This is a genomic window from Ekhidna sp., assembly GCF_965227465.1.
Taxonomy (GTDB): domain Bacteria; phylum Bacteroidota; class Bacteroidia; order Cytophagales; family Cyclobacteriaceae; genus Ekhidna.
The window spans coordinates 2,256,030-2,272,979 of the sequence record NZ_OZ245746.1; the positions used below are offsets into that span (position 1 = coordinate 2,256,030).

The following is a 16,950-nucleotide window of genomic DNA, read 5'->3' on the forward strand; positions in this document are numbered from 1 at the left end:
TTTATCTTTTTATTCTTCCTGATGTATTTCCTTGTACTAAACTATCTACCGCCTCTGCCGAGATCACATTTGCATCGCCTTCTACGGTATGCTTCAGTGAACAGGCCGCAGCAGCAAAATCTACTGCCTTTTGCTCGTCTTGTAAATTGAGTAAGCCATAGATCATACCTGCAGCATACGCATCTCCTGTACCAACCCGATCAACAATGTGAGTCACATCAAATGAAGGAGATGTAAGGACTTCTTTTCCGTTCCAGATGAAGCCCTGAATGCGATTGTGTGAAGCGCTTAGGGTTTCCCTTTTCTTATCCACCACCTTTTGGACTCTCGGAAATTTTTCTTTCAATTTTTCTGAAGCTGTCTGTAAGTCGTCATTCTCACTGGCGACTCCAAGATTTTCCTGCATATCATATGGAGAAGCTATGACCACATCGCATCCCTGAACCAACTCAGGCATTACTTCTGTTTTGTCCTTACCATACTGCCAAAGGTTCTTCCTGGAATGCACGTCTACCGAGACCGGAACACCTAATTCATTTGCAACCTGAATGGCCTGTCTCAAAGATTCAGCGGCATTTTCTGAAATCCCTGGTGTAATGCCCGTCCAATGAAACCAGTCGGCATTTCGTAGAATCCGTTTCCAATCAAATGTATCGGGTTTGATTTTGGAAAATGCAGAGTTATCTCGTTCGTAAACCACCTCACTTGGACGGTGAACAGCCCCTTTCTCCAAAAAATACTTGCCCATACGTCCTTCACCATAGGTGATGTATTTGGTGTGCAACCAGTGATGTCTTAGGTATTGAGTAGCTGACCTACCTACCAGATTGTCTGGAAAGCAGGTGATATGAAACGCCTCTAAACCAAAATAGGCAAGTGAAATTGCCACATTGGCCTCCCCTCCGCCATATGCCAACTCGACGGTGGTTGCTTGTGAGAACTTCGCATAGCCTGGCGGTGAAAACCGCATCATTACCTCTCCAAATGTGACAACCTTCTTCTTTTTCACCACTCCAGGATTTTATGGAATTCATATTCTTCCGGATCAGGCAAATAGTGTTTTGCGTAAACGGCATCTTCCTCCGTCAGATAATGCAGCTCCTGGAAAAACAGCTTCGCTATTTGAGACTCCATATTTACCAAACGCGGCGGTATTTTCCCATCCTTTTCGAAATCTGACAAAAATATTGGTGTAATATCTCCTGAAGAGTTGGCACTGACAATGCAGCCACTCACTCCTTCATTAAAAAGTTTTTTTACTCCCAGGCCAAGCAGTGAACAAAGTGTAAGATCCAACCCAATCGGTCGGGTACATCTTAACTCATAACCCAGTTCAACCGGTCTACTTTTAATGTCCAGTGATAATGACTGAAGCTCTTTTTGCAAAAGAACATTGAAAATATGCGCTTTACTGACATTTCCCAGTTCCGGATGTCCATGTGCATCATACGTCATACTGATGTCACCTCGCTTAATCTCTTCCTCATCGAGGATATGGAATACGCCCTCACTGATTACCACCACACCATATTCTATTCTGGCAATTTTTCTCTTGATAATAGAAGAAATGCACAGCTTAATGATCTTATCAAACGTGACCTTTGTCTTATTGAACATCTCAGGGATGATCATCATAGGAAAATGACAGCCCGTTGCTACGCCAAAGGCCAGATGTCCTGCAGAACGACCCATCACTGACATGACAAACCACTGACGAGATGTGCGTGCATCCTCATACACCGTATTTCCTATTCGGACTCCCTCATCTTTGGCAGAATGAAAGCCAAAGGTTGGGTTTCTATCCGGAAGCGGCAGGTCATTATCTATGGTCTTTGGAACATGAATATTACTTATCGAAATGTTCTGAGAAGCCAGGTATTTGGTGATACGATTAGCAGTTGAGGCTGTGTCATCACCACCGATGGTTACTAACAGTTTTATGTTTTCATTCTTAAAAATTCGGGTATTAAAATCCTCATCTTTCGGTTTAAACCGACTCATAATGAGTGTGGAGCCCCCTCTACTAAAGATTCGATCGGCATGATCGAAATCGAAGCTTTTGATTTCAGAATTCTCAGAAAATAATCCCTGATATCCATGATGAATGCCTATTACCCGATAGTTATCGGCTAAGAATGCCTTGGCTACAGTAGCAATAACTGTATTAATCCCCGGGGCGGGACCACCACCACAAATGATAGCTACACATGGTTTCATAACAATATATTTTAAAAAATGGGGGTGAAACCTATGAAGCGAATCATATTCTGTGTTTTGAAAACCATCACCCCCAAATATTTATCTGGCAACTCTTCCGGAAGCATCTCCACCCATCAGTTTCTCTACTTCTGCAACAGTCACAAGGTTTGCATCACCTTTGATTGTGTGTTTCAAGCATGAAGCAGCCACCGCAAAGTCGAGCGCATTCTGATCATCTTCCGGGTATTTCAGCAATCCGTAAATCAAACCTCCCATAAAGGAGTCTCCTCCACCCACACGATCTACAATATCTGTGATTTGGTACTGACGCGTTTCGTAGAGTTTATTTCCATCGTAAAGCACACCTGCCCACGTATTGTGAGAGGCTGATATTGATCCCCTTAACGTGGTAATCACTTTCTTTGCTCGTGGGAATTTCTTCATCATTTGCTGGCATACAGAGAGGAATGCTTCAGCTTTCACATTATGACCCTCTGTTTGAACAGAAATTCCCTCAGGCTTGATACCAAAATGCATCTCAGCATCTTCCTCATTTCCAAGTACAATATCGCAATAGGAGGTCAACTCCGTCATGATCTCTTCACGCTTCGCATCATCACAATATTTCCAAAGTTTGGCTCTGTAATTCAAATCTGTAGAGATGGTAATCCCTTTGTTAGATGCCACTTTCAAAGCTTCCAGGCATGCATCTGCAGCACCCTGAGAGATTGCAGGCGTAATTCCCGTCCAGTGGAACCATGTGGCTTCATCAAATACTTTATCCCAATCAATCATTCCCGCCTCAATCTCTGCCATCGCGGAGTGAGCCCGATCATAAACGACTTTACTTCCCCTACTTACCGCTCCGGTTTCCAGGAAGTAGATTCCTAACCGATCTCCACCAAAAATGATGTTTTGTGTGTTAACTCCTCGCTTCCTCATTTCCATCAACGCGCATTCTCCTATGTCGTTCTTTGGCAAGCGAGTAACAAAATCAACGGGTACACCATAGTTGGCAAGTGAAACAGCGACATTGGATTCACCACCTCCATATACAACATCAAAACTGCTTGCTTGTGAGAATCTAAGAAAACCAGGTGGGGCCAGCCTCAACATAATTTCTCCAAATGTTACGACTTTATTGCTCATAGTGGGTATAATTTAAGATTGTTTATTCTGTGTAATATATACACAGAAGTAAAAACATACAAGTATATCACCTGCTATTTTTTCAGACGATACAAGGAGGGGCCTCCTTTAACGCCTGCCTTCTTCTCATTTGTGGCTTCCAGAAGATCCATCTGGAGAATTTTTTTTCTAAAGTTTCTTCTATCCAGGCTTTCACCAAGGATGTTCTCATACAACTCCTGAAGCTCAGTGAGCGTAAAGCGATCAGGCAATAATTCACCAAAAACAAAATGATCTTTTAGGTTGCCTTTTAGCTTTTCTAAAGCGTCAGCTAAAAGTTGATCATGATCAAATCCTAATTTTGGTAATTCATCAAGCCCGTACCATTTAATATCAGAAATGTAGTTTTTAGGAATGGTTGGGTAGTTTTCAGGTTTAACTAATGCATAAAATGAAACGGATACAACCCGTTTCACCGGGTGCCTGTGTACTTCGCTGTAACATGCCACTTGCTCAAGTGACATCTTTTCTATCCCCGTTAGGTTATTAAGTACCTGATTAACCGATTCGGATAACGTCTTTCCTTCACTCATCGCCCCTCCAGGTAGCATCCAATGATCTTTAAACGGTTCAATAGATCTTTTGACCAGCAATATTTTTAGTTCATTATCCTGAAAACCAAAGACACAACATTCCACAGCAATGGTGCATTCGTAAGAGTCTAAGGAAACAGCGGTATCTAACGGGCCTATTTTGGTCATTCTCTTTTTGGCTTTGTCGCGAATTAAGATCAAAAATTGGAATTCAACTTCTGCCTAAACAAGATTTGGCTTTTATCATCACCATTCCGTGTGATGGAACTTCCCAGATGAATCATCCACACGTTGATAGGTATGTGCACCGAAATAGTCACGCTGCGCCTGGATAAGATTCGCGGGCAATGTTCCTGTTTTTTGACCATGGAAATAATTCACTGACTCAATCAAACACGGCGCATGAATTTCTCCCTGAATGCATGCTGCTGCTATGGATTGAAGAGCATTATGAGTAGCGTTTATAGTCTTAATTAATTTCTCATTCGTAAGGAGATTAACATCAGCTTTTAAGTATTCAACCAATTCCTTCATGAAGTCAGATTTTATTATACATCCTCCTGTCCATATTCTGGCTAGCTCACTGAGGTCAATGTCCCATCCATGTTGCTCAGAGGCACGATGAATTAGGGCAAATCCCTGGAGATGATTCATGATGCGAGCGAACTGATAGCTATCTTTCAGCTGATCTTTCGTTATCTCACCGGAAAATTTCTTTGTGCTAAAAGTTTCAGCAGATTCCAGGCGTAGCTCTTTGAAAAAAGATAAGTATCGAGCAAACAGTGCAGCCGGAATTAAAGTGGCTGGCTGACCATAATTTGCTATAGAAACAGTCGCCCAATTTCCAGTTCCTTTGTTTCCAGCTTTATCAAGGATTTTATCAATTAAATAGTCATTCCCTTCCTTCTTTCGAAGAATATCGATGGTGATTTGTAAAAGATAGCTATCCAGATCTTGCCTCCACGACTCAAAAACAGCAGCAATATCTTCATTTGATGTGCCTTGCCTTTTCAAAATCGCATAGCATTCGGCAAGTAATTGCATCTCGACGTACTCAATGCCATTGTGGATCATTTTTACAAAATGACCACTCCCTTCTTTTCCTATATACGTACAGCACGGTTTCCCATCAGCGTCTCTCGCTGCGATGGCCTCCAGGTATTTCTGAATTTTTGAATACGCTTCCTTCTGACCGGATGGCATGATTGACGGCCCTTTCAGAGCTCCTTCCTCTCCTCCTGAAACGCCGGTCCCCATAAATATCAGTCCATGCGCTTCCAACTCGCTCATTCGCCTGCTGGTTTCCTGGTAATGCGAATTACCGCCATCGATCACGATATCCTGCGGTTCCAGAAATTCCTGTAAATCATTTAGCACTAAGTCTACAGTGGGCCCGGCATTGACCATTAGTATGATCTTCCTCGGCGTTTCCAATGACTTAACAAATTCACCAAGATTATCAAATGGTTGAGCTTCCTTAAGCTCCTGATGCTCTTGTTGAAATTTGACTGCCACATCCTCTTCTTTTCCAGCAACGTGACGGTTGAATATGGATATTTTAAAGCCTTTTTGAGCCAGATTGCGACTCAGGCTTTTGCCCATTACACCTAATCCAATTAATCCGATCTCTGAACTCATTTTAGTCTTTGTTTTATGTCCTTAATTATTTGTTCCGGGGCTAATGCTACTTTGATGTTTATTGCATTCTCAGGCTCTTCTAAATCATCAAATTGAGATTGCAGCATCTCTGCATGCATGTAGTGATCCGATCGTGCATTCATCCGACTATATATCGTATCATAATCCCCTTGTAGATACACCCATTGAACATTTGACTCAATTCCTTTATTCAAAAGCCTTCTATATTTTGCTTTCAATGCCGAACATGCGATTACACACCCTTTAAAAGTATGTTTTTTAGCTTCCTCATTGATCTTTTCTAACCACGGATGTCGGTCTTCATCATTCAATGGAATTCCACTACTCATTTTTCCTTTGCTCTCCTTCGTATGAAAATCATCTGCATCGTAAAAAGGAGTTGACAGCTCTTCTGACAACATCTTTCCAATTAGTGTCTTGCCGCATCCAGACACCCCCATGACAAAAATTATAATCTTAGAAGGAGTCACTTTTTCAATAAAAAATATCCATTAAACCATTAATCATGATAATGAGCGAAAACGCCAAAGCTCCTGCCATTATCACATTCGTCCAAACCTTCTTTATTGGTAATTCTGTGTGCTTTCGATTCCAGAGGAAAAGCAAACATCCAACAACGATCGGTAAACCGAATACATTAAATACCTGCGTGATTATTTGACCTCTGATTGGATTGAATCCAAAAATTGGAACACTAAGAGCAAGTATGCTTGCCACACCAGTCACAATTCTGAATCTCCTGGAACTTACATCAAGCTTGCCTGATGAATAATCGGCCAACATCAGTGGCACAATCATGAGGCAAGGGAATATCGATGAAAGTCCTGCACTCAGAGTTCCTGCAAAAAAGATGGAAACGGCAAACCTTCCAACTGAAGGTTCCAGGGTATCTGACATATCCAGTACATGTGTAATTTCCTTTCCTGTGCCATAGAGACTTCCACTTGCCACCGCCATAATGGATCCACTGATTACAAAAATCAGGATGGCTGCCACGATGGAATCATTCCTTTGAGTTTTGGTATCACTCACCGACCATTTCTTGCCCTGGATAAAGAGTGGACGAGAAAGGAATGTAGCTGCAGCCATCGTTGTTCCCACAAATGCTGCAATGAGAATTCCTGCACCCTCCACCCGTGGTATTTTAGGGATTAATCCCATGATCACTTCCGTTGGCATAGGAAAAACAAAGAACAGTGTAAAGACAAAACTGAGTCCCATCATGGACACGAATATTGCCAGTACCTTTTCAAAGAGTGTATAACTACCGCTTAAAAGCAGAGCGTAGAAAATTCCAATGATCAATACCGCCAGCCCTAAAACAATGGTATACTTGTGATTGGCAGCTTCTGGGAAATTGATTTGAATGATCTCAAAGACCACATTTGAAGTAATTCCAAGGATTCCTATTAGGGAATTCCACTGACCAATCCCAACAGTTACTATAATGGCCAAAGCTATGATGCGACCAAATTTCAAATGCTTTTTGATTGAAAAGAGCAGGGTCTCTTTAGTCATCAGATAATAGTGACCTGAAACATAAATCAATACGCCTGAAAAAAGACAACTTAAAAACAACACCCAAAGTAGATCCATCCCAAAGGAATTTCCAGCCACGATCATGGAGGTAACGCTTCCTGTCCCTATGGTGTAACCAATGGCAAAAATCCCCGGACCGAAGGATAGGAGAAATTTTAAAAACTTTTTCATGGCATGTGTATTTGGGTAGTTGCTTATTCTCGTTTGCGTATTTAGTGCATCAGTTGATATCCAGTCTTAAAACTTCTCCGGGCTTTAGTGTTTTCGTCATTTTCTTGCCTTTTATGGTTTGAATTTCAATGGTTCGTTCATTCTTATCAAGTGAGTAAATCACAAATTGATCATCCTCAGTCTTGATAAATAAATCTGCTTCTTCAGACCACTTTAAAGTTAGTTTTTCGCTTCTTGCTTCTCTCACATTAAAAAGATACACACCATCATCTGAGCTCAGACTTACTGGATTTGATCCATCTAACTTCCATTGAGACTTGTTTACTTTCCAATTGCCAATCATCATCTCATCTGCATTCTCATCCAGTCGGCTGCTGTATCCGCAGTATGGATAAATAATAGTGATAAAGCTAAAGTCCTTTTGGGCCTTTTTCGTAACGACGCTCCTGTGTTTGCCTCTTGTTCCGTCACTTTCTACTTCGTCGGCTTTATTAATCTGAAATATGTCGTGACCACAGGCATCAGGCATAGTGGCTCTTAGGAGGTTAGGCCCTTCTTCATGCGTATAATGACCTTGCCACACCTGTTTGTAATCGTGTGATCCATCTGAGGAGAAGTCGTCCTTAACGATCCAAAAATCATCTTTAACATATATCACTTGTCGTGTGTAATCCACGCCTACATTCTCAAATCCATCATGACTCCCGGCGAAAAAGTCAAAATCGTTTGTGGTTTCCCATGCAATCACTGTTGGGTTTGGGAGCTCTAAAAACTTCCCAAATCCGCTCCCTCCTTTATTGGAGGTGTATTGCTTGCCTTGCAGCTCGTCATCCACCAATGTTACATTTTTGACCATCGAGTTTTTAAAAAACTCAAAGTCGCTAAGTGAATACCGAACCTGATAATTGGGTAAGATGGCATGTCCATTTGCTATTGCCTGGACCCCTAACATGTCGCCATGCTGATGGTCTGGTTTTTTGTCATCCAGCCCAGCAGTGATGATCATCATCTTGTCATCTTCTCCCCAGCCTTCTCGCGTGACGTAGTAGCCGGTTTCTTCAAAAGCCAATGAACCATATAAAGGTTTTTTCTTCATAATATTTTCCAACATTTTGACTTGATCATTACTTAGAAACCAATACACCCGATTATCCACTTTATTGGTAGCGAAATAGCCGAATTCCGGATCTTCAAACAATAAATACCCCAAAGTCATTGACTCAGAAATATCGTTTTTCTCCCCCCAGGGAATTTCGGTATCGTCCTGAAGCACTGGTGCTGAACGATCGGGATATGCAATTTTGACCAGGGTTGTAAACAGCCCTCTGAGCTTTTCTTCCCAGGCAGGATCTACTTCAATGGAATTGATTTTGGCTAGCTGATACACATAAAAATAGTTGTTAATATCACTCATGTGATAGTGAACAGATCGCTCAAACTGGAACCCATCGTCATTAATTTCCCGATCCAGATGCTCTCCCAACCTTTGCATGGCTCGCTCGAGCCACAGATCCGTACCTTCAAAATCTCTCAACAAAATCGCCAACATAGCCAATGCTGAAACCCCTCTGGTCTGATGATTCCCAGGGCTAAATTGCCCGTTCCTTTCATAAAGGTGCTGACCGTGTTGTAAGAGGGTAGCAATAGTCATCAACTGGTCTTGATCTGAATATTCTGCCTCATTTAGAAACATGTTATGTATCCACAACCAGTTGAGTATGCGATATCCGGAGCGGAATGCCTCATAGACGCCATTACCATCTTCGATGGTTTCATATTTACCAGCATGAAGTGCAGCATTTAAAGATCGCATTTGATTCTCAAAATACCTGATATACTTTGGGTCTTTGCCCGAGTTGAAGTAATGTAAGGCTATGTCTACCATCTTATGCTGACGAGCCAGATGCCTCATTGCATAGGCATTTACAGGCTCACCATTTAGGTAATTAAAAGGCATCACCCACTGGGTTGAATCGTTGTATTTACCCATGTGATCCAGTGCTCCCTTTTTATGATTCTCCTGATTGGCAAACACGGAATTGTAGTGAGGAAGGCGATCATAAAAGGTTTTATAGTCATAGAAAAAACGCTCAGAGAATTGCTCTCTGAAATACTTCGCTAATTCTGACTGGTCCTCACCATTCAGATCTCTCTGAACCTCTTTCTTTAAATATTTCGTTAGTTCATCAACAGGTATAACCTGCTCAGAAGGAATGGTTTGAGCATAAATATTAGAGACGATTAAGATACATGTAGCTAAAAAGGCATGTAGTTTCATCTTTAGTAATTGGGTTGATGAGTCAAAAAGATGACATAGATTAAATATAATCCCATTTTCATTCGTTTTATACAAAATGGATCATTATTTTGTGTAATAATTACACAGTTTATAAAATTTAGCTCTATGAAGGCTCGAAAGGGTTGGTTTGATTGTTTATTAGGGTTTGAAAAGAGGTTTATATGCAACCACTTTTTAGTATCGTTCGTCTTAGCTTTTTTTGCTGTAACGATCTGTTTTGCGCAGGATCCCAATCTCCCACCCAGTGGAAATTTTGATCTCTCCAAATGGAAAATTACCCTCCCAGATCAGACTGAGATAAAAGAAAATGAGCTCTCTAATGGTTTTGAAAGTGAAAATGAGTTTTATACCGATCCGACCACTGGAGCAATGGTGTTTAGGTGTCGTAACGACGGTCAAACGGGAGGTAGCACTTATCCTCGAAGTGAACTCCGAGAAATGCTTCGAGCGGGAAATACAAGTATTAGTACTCAGGGTATTGGGCTAAATAATTGGGTGTTTTCTTCATCCAGCACTGCTAATCAAGAAGCCTCTGGAGGAGTGGATGGCACTATGACCGCCACCGTGGCAGTGGATCATGTATCTACAACAGGCGAATCCAACAAAGTGGGTCGTGTGATCGTCGGACAAATACATGCCTCCAATGATGAGCCTTGCCGAATCTATTATCGAAAATTGCCAAATAACACTAAGGGCTCAATCTATTTCGCACATGAGCCAACCACCTCTTCCGAGCAATGGTACGAAATGATTGGCAGCAGGAGTAGCAGTGCCTCTGATCCAACAGATGGTATAGCTTTAGGAGAAAAATTTAGCTACGAAATTGATGTTGTTGGGAATACCCTTACGGTCACCATCATGCGAGATGGCAAGGCAGATATAGTGCAGGAAGTAGATATGACTGATAGTGGATTCGCAGATGACTGGATGTATTTCAAAGCTGGTAATTACAATCAAAACAATTCCGGAGATCCCGGAGATTATGCTCAAGTATCGTTTTTTACTTTAAATGTATCTCATTCAGGTACGAATAGTGCACCTTCTGTAAGTATTACAGATCCATCTAATAACGACTCCTTTATTGAAAGTGAAGACATAACCATTTCGGCAAATGCTTCGGATAGTGATGGCACCATCTCTAAAGTGGAATTTTTTGAAGGAAGCAACAAACTTGGAGAAGACTCGTCATCCCCTTATTCATTTGACTGGGAGAATGTAGCGGAAGGTTCCTACTCGCTTACGGCTATCGCTACAGATGATAAAGGATCCACCACTACCTCATCTGAGGTCAACATAACTGTTAATTCTCAACCTACCGGATACGATGCTCCTTACGACATTCCCAAATTTCAGGCTTTCATCGGCGGAAGCAAGCTACAAGCACCAACGAGTTCGACTATTGCCTCACAATCTGATTTAATTAACGGCTATTCGTCTGACAATTTTTATGTGGTTGATGGTGACAAAATTGCATTCAATCAAACCGGATCCAGTATGCGAACCGAGCTCCGACATTTAACCAATTGGACGTTGACTGATGGTGATCGCTCGTTTCACGGAAGCTTAACGTTTGTTGAGCAGACCTGTGATCAGGTAACAGTGGTTCAGATTCACGATGATGCCAATGAAGGAAGTGGACCCAATAAACCCCTCTTAAGAATTTATAAGCATCAAACTAAATCGCCGGTTAACCATCTGTGGGCGGCAGTAAAAACAGATGCTACTGGTGACAATACCACACATGTCGATTTGGGATTGGCTCCAACTGACTACTTCAGTTTCGATGTTCGGTTAGTGGGTGGAAATATGATCATTGACATTGATGGGGAAGAAAAAGCGAATTTAGATGTTTCTTTCTGGACTTTTCCGAGCTACTGGAAGGCTGGTGTTTATCTTCAGGATGAAGGAGAGGCGACTGTGTATTTTGATGAATTGTATGAAGGCGATGGATCTGTCATAAATCATGGACCCTCCGTGGGTATTACCTCCCCAACAAACGGAGAAAGTTTTAATTCGGGGAGTGACATCACGATCACTGCAGATGCTTTTGACACGGATGGTTCTATCAGTTTGGTTGAGTTTTTCCAGGGAAATGAAAAATTGGGTGAGGATGCTACGGCACCATATGAAATTATTTGGAATGATGTTCCTTTTGGTGATTACACACTTACTGCAATCGCCACGGATAATGAAGGGGCAACCTCAAAATCATTAGGCATTGACATCTCCTTAGGTGTTCAATATACACTTAGTACATCAACGACCGGCGAGGGAAGCATCTCACTCAACCCTTCAGGCGGATCGTATGCAGAAAATACGGTTGTTAGTTTGACAGCTACCCCATCATCAGGCTACCAGTTTGACGGTTGGAGTGGGGATTTATCAGGAAGACAAAACCCTGTAAGTATTACGATGGATTCGGATAAAAGCGTGGAGGCAAGCTTTATTCCCATATATACCCTTACTACTTCAGTAGTCGGAGATGGATCAATTACATTAAGTCCCTCTGGTGGAACTTATGAAGAAGGAACAGTAGTAACATTGACTGCCGTTCCTGATTCAGGCAATCAGCTGGAGAGCTGGAGTGGGGATGCATCCGGAACAGAGGATCAAATAACTGTCACGATGAACTCAAACAAGTCTGTGACCGCTACATTCGGTGTGGCACTTTCAGTTGATGGTGATTTAGCGGAAACTAAATATGATCTGGTTGCATATCCTAATCCATTTGATTTAATGGCCACTTTCGAATACAGATTATCCGCTATCACAGAAGTCGAATTAAGTATTTATGATGTGATGGGAAAGAAAGTCGAAGTACTCGTCAATAAATCCCAGAGTCATGGAGATTATGCTGTTGAATGGACACCTAAAAATGATCTACCGAACGGTCTGTATTTTGCTAAGATGACCATTGGAAATGAAACGAAATCCTTAAAAATCATTCTGGATCGTTAATCAGAAGGTGAACTCAACTGTACACCTGCTGTCATATATAAATCGTCATACATAAGACCTCCATTACCGTAAGGTTGTTCCACTGGCCCAGTATTGCAATTAGTCAGGAAGTAAATGAGTGGACGCTCTCTTTTCATTCGAAAATCAGCACCTGTATAAACTTTTTGCTGTTGTGGGAACTCATCACCACCTCGCAGATAAACGTCATACTTTTGACCACCATCGGTGACCATTGAATTGTTAACCACCATCCATGCTTCATACCACTTACCTTCTTCCAAAGGTTTAGCTATTCGGTTTTCTAAGGGATTAGTAATTTTCTCATAACCTCCCGCCTTACGAACCATCAAGGTGCCATCGTTTTTAAATCCATCGGATTCGAATTTGTCGGTCACGCGTAAGCTCGGCTCCAGGGCATTGTAATCCTGCTCATTGATCCCTTCCGGATCTAAATTACTCAGCCCGAATACATGATTATTCGGAAAATACTCAACCTTGAATTTCAAATAAACCGTGTACGTTTCTCCAACCGGAACCGGAACCGGAAGCTTGCAGTAGCTAAGCGCTTTCCTGTTTCCAACCACTCCTTCAGCAGCTGGCTTTTTAAAAAGGTAATGATTTAATTCGCCCGTTTCACTTCGAACTTCCGTTACCTGTGGGTTTTCAATTCGTGGATCCGTATCATTTCTCGTATCGGCAAGTATCCAGTTTTCCATAGGATCAGACAACTCAAAGTCATCAATTTTGATCCAATAAGAACTGGTATGATTGCAGGCCGTTGCTACTGCCAATAGCAAAATAATAGGGATGCAGATTTTTAAGTTTTTCATGAGATTGAAATCATTTTAATCTTTCATCGGAAGACCTGAAAGAAGGCACTGTTCGTATAAGTCATGCATTTCTGATGCCGGAAGATTTAATTCCACCAACTGGTTCAGCGCTTTATCAAGTGCCGGAGTATAGTCACCCGAATTCAAATTAAAACGATGAAGAACGGGTATCAGGTGAACAAGCTTATTTTTAGATAAGAAAGGATATGGCCATTCTTTCCCATCAATAACCGGAGTAAGGTATTCCAAGGCAAGCTCCAGACTCTTTCCATTTGGAGTTTCGTATTGCCAAAGATCCACTCCCAATTGATCACCAATTTTCGCAAGTAACAGTAATGGCTTCAGATTGAAGCAGCTATAGAAAAAGGATTTTGTCCTTTCTATTTCATGAATTTGCCTCCCTTTTTCATCTAGTTGTTCTTCCATACTTTCCCTAGCCTGATAGATCATATTTTCTGCTACAGATTTCTTACCAACAAAGCGTGCGATTGTTGCGACATGCAGGCGATACCACGAACCATGATTATTAACCTGTTTTGCACCCTCTCGCCCCAGTTCACTTTCTGTAAGCCAATTCAAATATTCTGTTAGCCACTCCTTCATTCCGTTCTCAAGGGTATTGGTCCAATATTTTGAATTTCTCAAAATAACAATGGCATCAGGTATTACCAGTGCGATTAGTCGGCCATCTAATATGCCGGATCGTCGGCCTTTGGGATTCCCTGGTACACTTTGTGCATATTCCAAATGAGGGTTCATTTTGGTGTCGTCTACTAAAAACCATGTGTTGAGCATACTAATAGCTTTCCGAGCATATTGCTCATCTTCCATGAAATAATAAGCAAGACTCAGGTATTTCACGCCTTCTGTCATCAGGCCTAAGCGATTACGATCTACAGCATCGGTTTGCGTTTCAGGATTGGTTACTCCATCCTTTCTAATCCAGGGAAGGCCATCCTCCTTTTGTGGGTCCGGCCACCAGTATCTACTAATGCTTAAATAATCATGCTTGTTACCACTTGGTGGATCAATTGTTTTGTCCATGACCGTTGGATTCTCAATTTCCAACAAATCATTGGCCCTGGCCTGCAGCATGTAATATGCTTTTTGAGCACATCCGGAAATAGATCCTGCATTTAGATCCTTCTTTACAGCTGAAAGTCTTCCTGTGTCATACACGACAAAATCGTAATGATTTTGGCTCTTTGAGGAGAAAAACAATGACAGAAAAACAATGAAATAGTAGAATTTCATTTGGACTTTATGCTAGCATCAATACATCAATTTCAGTGGAAGGTTTTGCTCAACAATCAATTCGCCAGAGTTTTCAATGACATTGTCAGCATGGGAATTATTCTTCGCTCCCCAAAGCCGAGCTACCAGGTTCACATCATTATTACTGAATGTGTTTTCCGAAATATCCACATTGATGATACCGTACGTGTTCAGCAAAATACCATTTTCTTCTGCTGCTCCGCTATTGGTAAACGTACATCCCTGAACAACCAGATTTCCTCCAACCGTTGATTCATCATACCCCCCGCGGTAATAGTCGAGTACATTCTTCTTTACACCATCAAATTGGCTATCCAAAATAAGAAGGTTTTCAGCATTGTAATCACCCCGATCATCGTCCTCTGCTGAAAGCTCCAGTCCATTGTTGCAGTATTTAATCACCGAAGACTTGATTTTGATGTATTCTGAAAAGGAGTATTTATACGCCTTTAGAACGTAATCAAAATTTGATATTTCGGAATCAACCACCTTTAGATTATACAGACTGGACATGTTTTCCTTCAGACTTGCAAAAGCATAATTTTCTCCGCTTCCAGTTAGGATGACTGATTTCAAAATAAGCTCGCCTTTTGGATTCATTTCAAAGGCTGGAGTCTGAGCCGTGCCTAAATATGAAATGGTCGCTTGGGCTGCAGAATCAGCCGATTGAATGGTGAGTTTCTTGTCAATTTTCAATGATGAGCCAATATCGTAGTTATCAGCAGTAAGCTCTATAATGTCTCCGCTGGAAGCATTGGTAACTGCCTGAATCAGCTCATCAGAAGAGCCGACCGAGTGTATTTGTGGCTCTTTGGATTCCTTTTTTGCTACAAACCAATCGGGACCATATTTCAATAAATCCATGAGATTGGGTGCTCCTGTACCAATTATAGCACCGATTGAATTATTTGTATTCCGATTATTACCAAATAAATCCTTTTTGATTTGATCAAATTCGAAACCCTCATATGCATCCACATCAATTAAATCTGAAGACGGTACCCAAACATTTTCTTCTATTTCCGTTATCGAAAAATCTTTTTCAATAAGCCCATCTACCCCTCCAAACTCAACACCTTGATTGTTTATCACATTGCTTTTAAAATCAATTCCATCGATCTTATCATGCCGGACGATAGGCTGTTCATCTCCATTTGTATTGTAAATCACATTATTAGCTACGAGTGTACGCTCTGGAGTTTCGGATCTGATTTCTGAAGGTGGTAATACATCTTTTTGATCCACATTTGAACCCACACCAAATTGCCATGGTGATTTGCAGTTGACCCAAGTATTGTAGGCCACCACCACATCCGTTACCTGAATGTATCGATTAAGTGGTGATTTAGGAATGCCATTCATCACAGCTAAGGGAGATCTAAAAATCTCTCCTCTCAGGTTGTAGAAATAATTATTGGTCACCCAATGGCCCGTTCCGATCAATCGGATCCCACCCACATGTGGGGAGTTTTCATCTCCGATGAAATAGTTGCCATCTACCGTGCAATAGTTGCCATGGCGTGTAACCAAAGACCCTTCGCTTTTGTAAAAGACATTATTTCTGAACTCATTGAAGTTGGATTTGCTTGAAATCACCTCAACCTCACCATTGCATCTGTCAAACAGATTGTCATACACCTGCGTGTAACTTGGTGTCATGGATGTGCTACTGTTTCCGATCTGGATCGTTTCTGCACTTGGACCTCCTTTCGGTGGCCTTGGACCAAAATGATTGTTATTGATTTTATGATAGTTTTTAATGCTCTCATTTCCTTCCAGATCCACACGTATGGTTGGTCCTCTATTTGATTTTCCTGCGAGGTAGCAGTGATCCATTTGATTGTTTCGACCTTTAAATCGCACCCATAAATCCTGCTTATTTCGCTGAGTTTTATTGAAGTCTTCAATCACGCAGTTAGTTACACGCGAATTGAAAGCAAGCGTGTCATCATTTATTAAAAACTGAATAACAGCCTGAGAAGGGGAAGCCCCATTCATGAAATACAGTCCATTAACTACCAGGTGCTCTCCTCCTAATCTCAGATCAGATTCACCCTTAATGATAACTTCTCCGGGCGCTTCAGCACGAAGGGTTATTGGTTGGGCTTCTGTACCTTTCCCGAAAAACTTGATCCTTACGTCATTCCAGTCGCCTTTCGCCATGACAATTTCAGTTCCGGGTTGGGCATTTGAAATAGCCGATTCTAACTCAGCAGCATTGGAAACCAAAACGCTATTTTTTGTTTCACAGCTAATTAAAAAGCTCAGAATAAGGATTGATAAGGTTAGCTTTTTCATG

Annotated in this window: 12 protein-coding genes; 1 reads left to right on the plus strand and 11 read right to left on the minus strand. The window is 41.5% G+C overall.

From position 1 onward, the window contains the following. Position 1 precedes the first annotated feature (1 nt). From ACO05G_RS09925 to ACO05G_RS09960, 8 genes are all read right to left on the minus strand, one after another. Positions 2–1,009, minus strand: a complete 1,008-nt coding sequence (locus tag ACO05G_RS09925; protein ID WP_421762645.1) for a PfkB family carbohydrate kinase — start codon at positions 1,007–1,009, stop codon at positions 2–4. Further along, positions 1,006–2,217 carry a 6-phosphofructokinase gene (locus tag ACO05G_RS09930; RefSeq protein WP_421762646.1) on the minus strand — a complete coding sequence of 404 codons (1,212 nt, stop codon included), beginning with the start codon at positions 2,215–2,217 and terminating at the stop codon, positions 1,006–1,008. Before ACO05G_RS09930 ends, ACO05G_RS09925 begins: the two co-directional genes overlap by 4 nt. 81 nt (positions 2,218–2,298) lie before the next feature. Then, the gene (locus tag ACO05G_RS09935; RefSeq protein WP_421762647.1) at positions 2,299–3,348 is read right to left on the minus strand and encodes a PfkB family carbohydrate kinase; all 1,050 of its coding nucleotides are present in this window, start codon (positions 3,346–3,348) and stop codon (positions 2,299–2,301) included. Positions 3,349–3,422: 74 nt separating this feature from the next. Beyond that, on the minus strand, positions 3,423–4,088 hold the full coding sequence (locus tag ACO05G_RS09940; RefSeq protein ID WP_421762648.1) for an NUDIX hydrolase: 666 nt from the start codon (positions 4,086–4,088) through the stop codon (positions 3,423–3,425). A gap of 78 nt (positions 4,089–4,166) precedes the next feature. After that, entirely contained in the window at positions 4,167–5,558 is a 1,392-nt protein-coding gene (gene gndA / locus ACO05G_RS09945; RefSeq protein ID WP_421762649.1) for an NADP-dependent phosphogluconate dehydrogenase, read from the minus strand. Beyond that, positions 5,555–6,019, minus strand: coding sequence for a gluconokinase (locus ACO05G_RS09950; protein ID WP_421762650.1), 465 nt, complete (start codon positions 6,017–6,019; stop codon positions 5,555–5,557). The genes gndA and ACO05G_RS09950 overlap by 4 nt, the downstream gene beginning before the upstream one ends. A gap of 34 nt (positions 6,020–6,053) precedes the next feature. Continuing rightward, entirely contained in the window at positions 6,054–7,289 is a 1,236-nt protein-coding gene (locus ACO05G_RS09955; RefSeq protein WP_421762651.1) for an NRAMP family divalent metal transporter, read from the minus strand. A gap of 49 nt (positions 7,290–7,338) precedes the next feature. Continuing rightward, the gene (locus ACO05G_RS09960) at positions 7,339–9,567 is read right to left on the minus strand and encodes a heparinase II/III family protein (protein ID WP_421762652.1); all 2,229 of its coding nucleotides are present in this window, start codon (positions 9,565–9,567) and stop codon (positions 7,339–7,341) included. A 126-nt stretch (positions 9,568–9,693) separates the two neighbouring features. Here ACO05G_RS09960 and ACO05G_RS09965 point away from each other — a divergent pair, with 126 nt between their 5' ends. Continuing rightward, complete coding sequence (locus tag ACO05G_RS09965) at positions 9,694–12,546, plus strand: polysaccharide lyase family 7 protein (protein WP_421762653.1); 2,853 nt, start codon at positions 9,694–9,696, stop codon at positions 12,544–12,546. Here the strand turns inward: ACO05G_RS09965 and ACO05G_RS09970 are convergent. The 3 genes from ACO05G_RS09970 to ACO05G_RS09980 are packed head-to-tail and all read right to left on the minus strand — an operon-like array spanning position 12,543 to position 16,949. After that, positions 12,543–13,376, minus strand: a complete 834-nt coding sequence (locus tag ACO05G_RS09970) for a hypothetical protein (RefSeq protein ID WP_421762654.1) — start codon at positions 13,374–13,376, stop codon at positions 12,543–12,545. The genes ACO05G_RS09965 and ACO05G_RS09970 overlap by 4 nt on opposite strands. A gap of 15 nt (positions 13,377–13,391) precedes the next feature. After that, the gene (locus ACO05G_RS09975) at positions 13,392–14,630 is read right to left on the minus strand and encodes an alginate lyase family protein (protein ID WP_421762655.1); all 1,239 of its coding nucleotides are present in this window, start codon (positions 14,628–14,630) and stop codon (positions 13,392–13,394) included. Between the two features lie 18 nt (positions 14,631–14,648). Next, a complete protein-coding gene (locus ACO05G_RS09980; RefSeq protein ID WP_421762656.1) occupies positions 14,649–16,949 on the minus strand; it encodes a chondroitinase-B domain-containing protein in 2,301 nt (766 codons plus the stop codon). Position 16,950 lies beyond the last annotated feature (1 nt).

Excerpts from the sequence above, each read along its gene's own strand:
- ACO05G_RS09965 (WP_421762653.1), top strand. The coding sequence starts at position 9,694 with ATGAAGGCTCGAAAGGGTTGGTTTGATTGTTTATTAGGGTTTGAAAAG.
- ACO05G_RS09930 (WP_421762646.1), bottom strand. The coding sequence starts at position 2,217 with ATGAAACCATGTGTAGCTATCATTTGTGGTGGTGGTCCCGCCCCGGGG.
- ACO05G_RS09960 (WP_421762652.1), bottom strand. The coding sequence starts at position 9,567 with ATGAAACTACATGCCTTTTTAGCTACATGTATCTTAATCGTCTCTAAT.
- ACO05G_RS09940 (WP_421762648.1), bottom strand. The coding sequence starts at position 4,088 with ATGACCAAAATAGGCCCGTTAGATACCGCTGTTTCCTTAGACTCTTAC.
- ACO05G_RS09970 (WP_421762654.1), bottom strand. The coding sequence starts at position 13,376 with ATGAAAAACTTAAAAATCTGCATCCCTATTATTTTGCTATTGGCAGTA.
- ACO05G_RS09955 (WP_421762651.1), bottom strand. The coding sequence starts at position 7,289 with ATGAAAAAGTTTTTAAAATTTCTCCTATCCTTCGGTCCGGGGATTTTT.
- ACO05G_RS09980 (WP_421762656.1), bottom strand. The coding sequence starts at position 16,949 with ATGAAAAAGCTAACCTTATCAATCCTTATTCTGAGCTTTTTAATTAGC.
- ACO05G_RS09975 (WP_421762655.1), bottom strand. The coding sequence starts at position 14,630 with ATGAAATTCTACTATTTCATTGTTTTTCTGTCATTGTTTTTCTCCTCA.
- ACO05G_RS09950 (WP_421762650.1), bottom strand. The coding sequence starts at position 6,019 with ATGGGGGTGTCTGGATGCGGCAAGACACTAATTGGAAAGATGTTGTCA.
- ACO05G_RS09935 (WP_421762647.1), bottom strand. The coding sequence starts at position 3,348 with ATGAGCAATAAAGTCGTAACATTTGGAGAAATTATGTTGAGGCTGGCC.
- gndA (WP_421762649.1), bottom strand. The coding sequence starts at position 5,558 with ATGAGTTCAGAGATCGGATTAATTGGATTAGGTGTAATGGGCAAAAGC.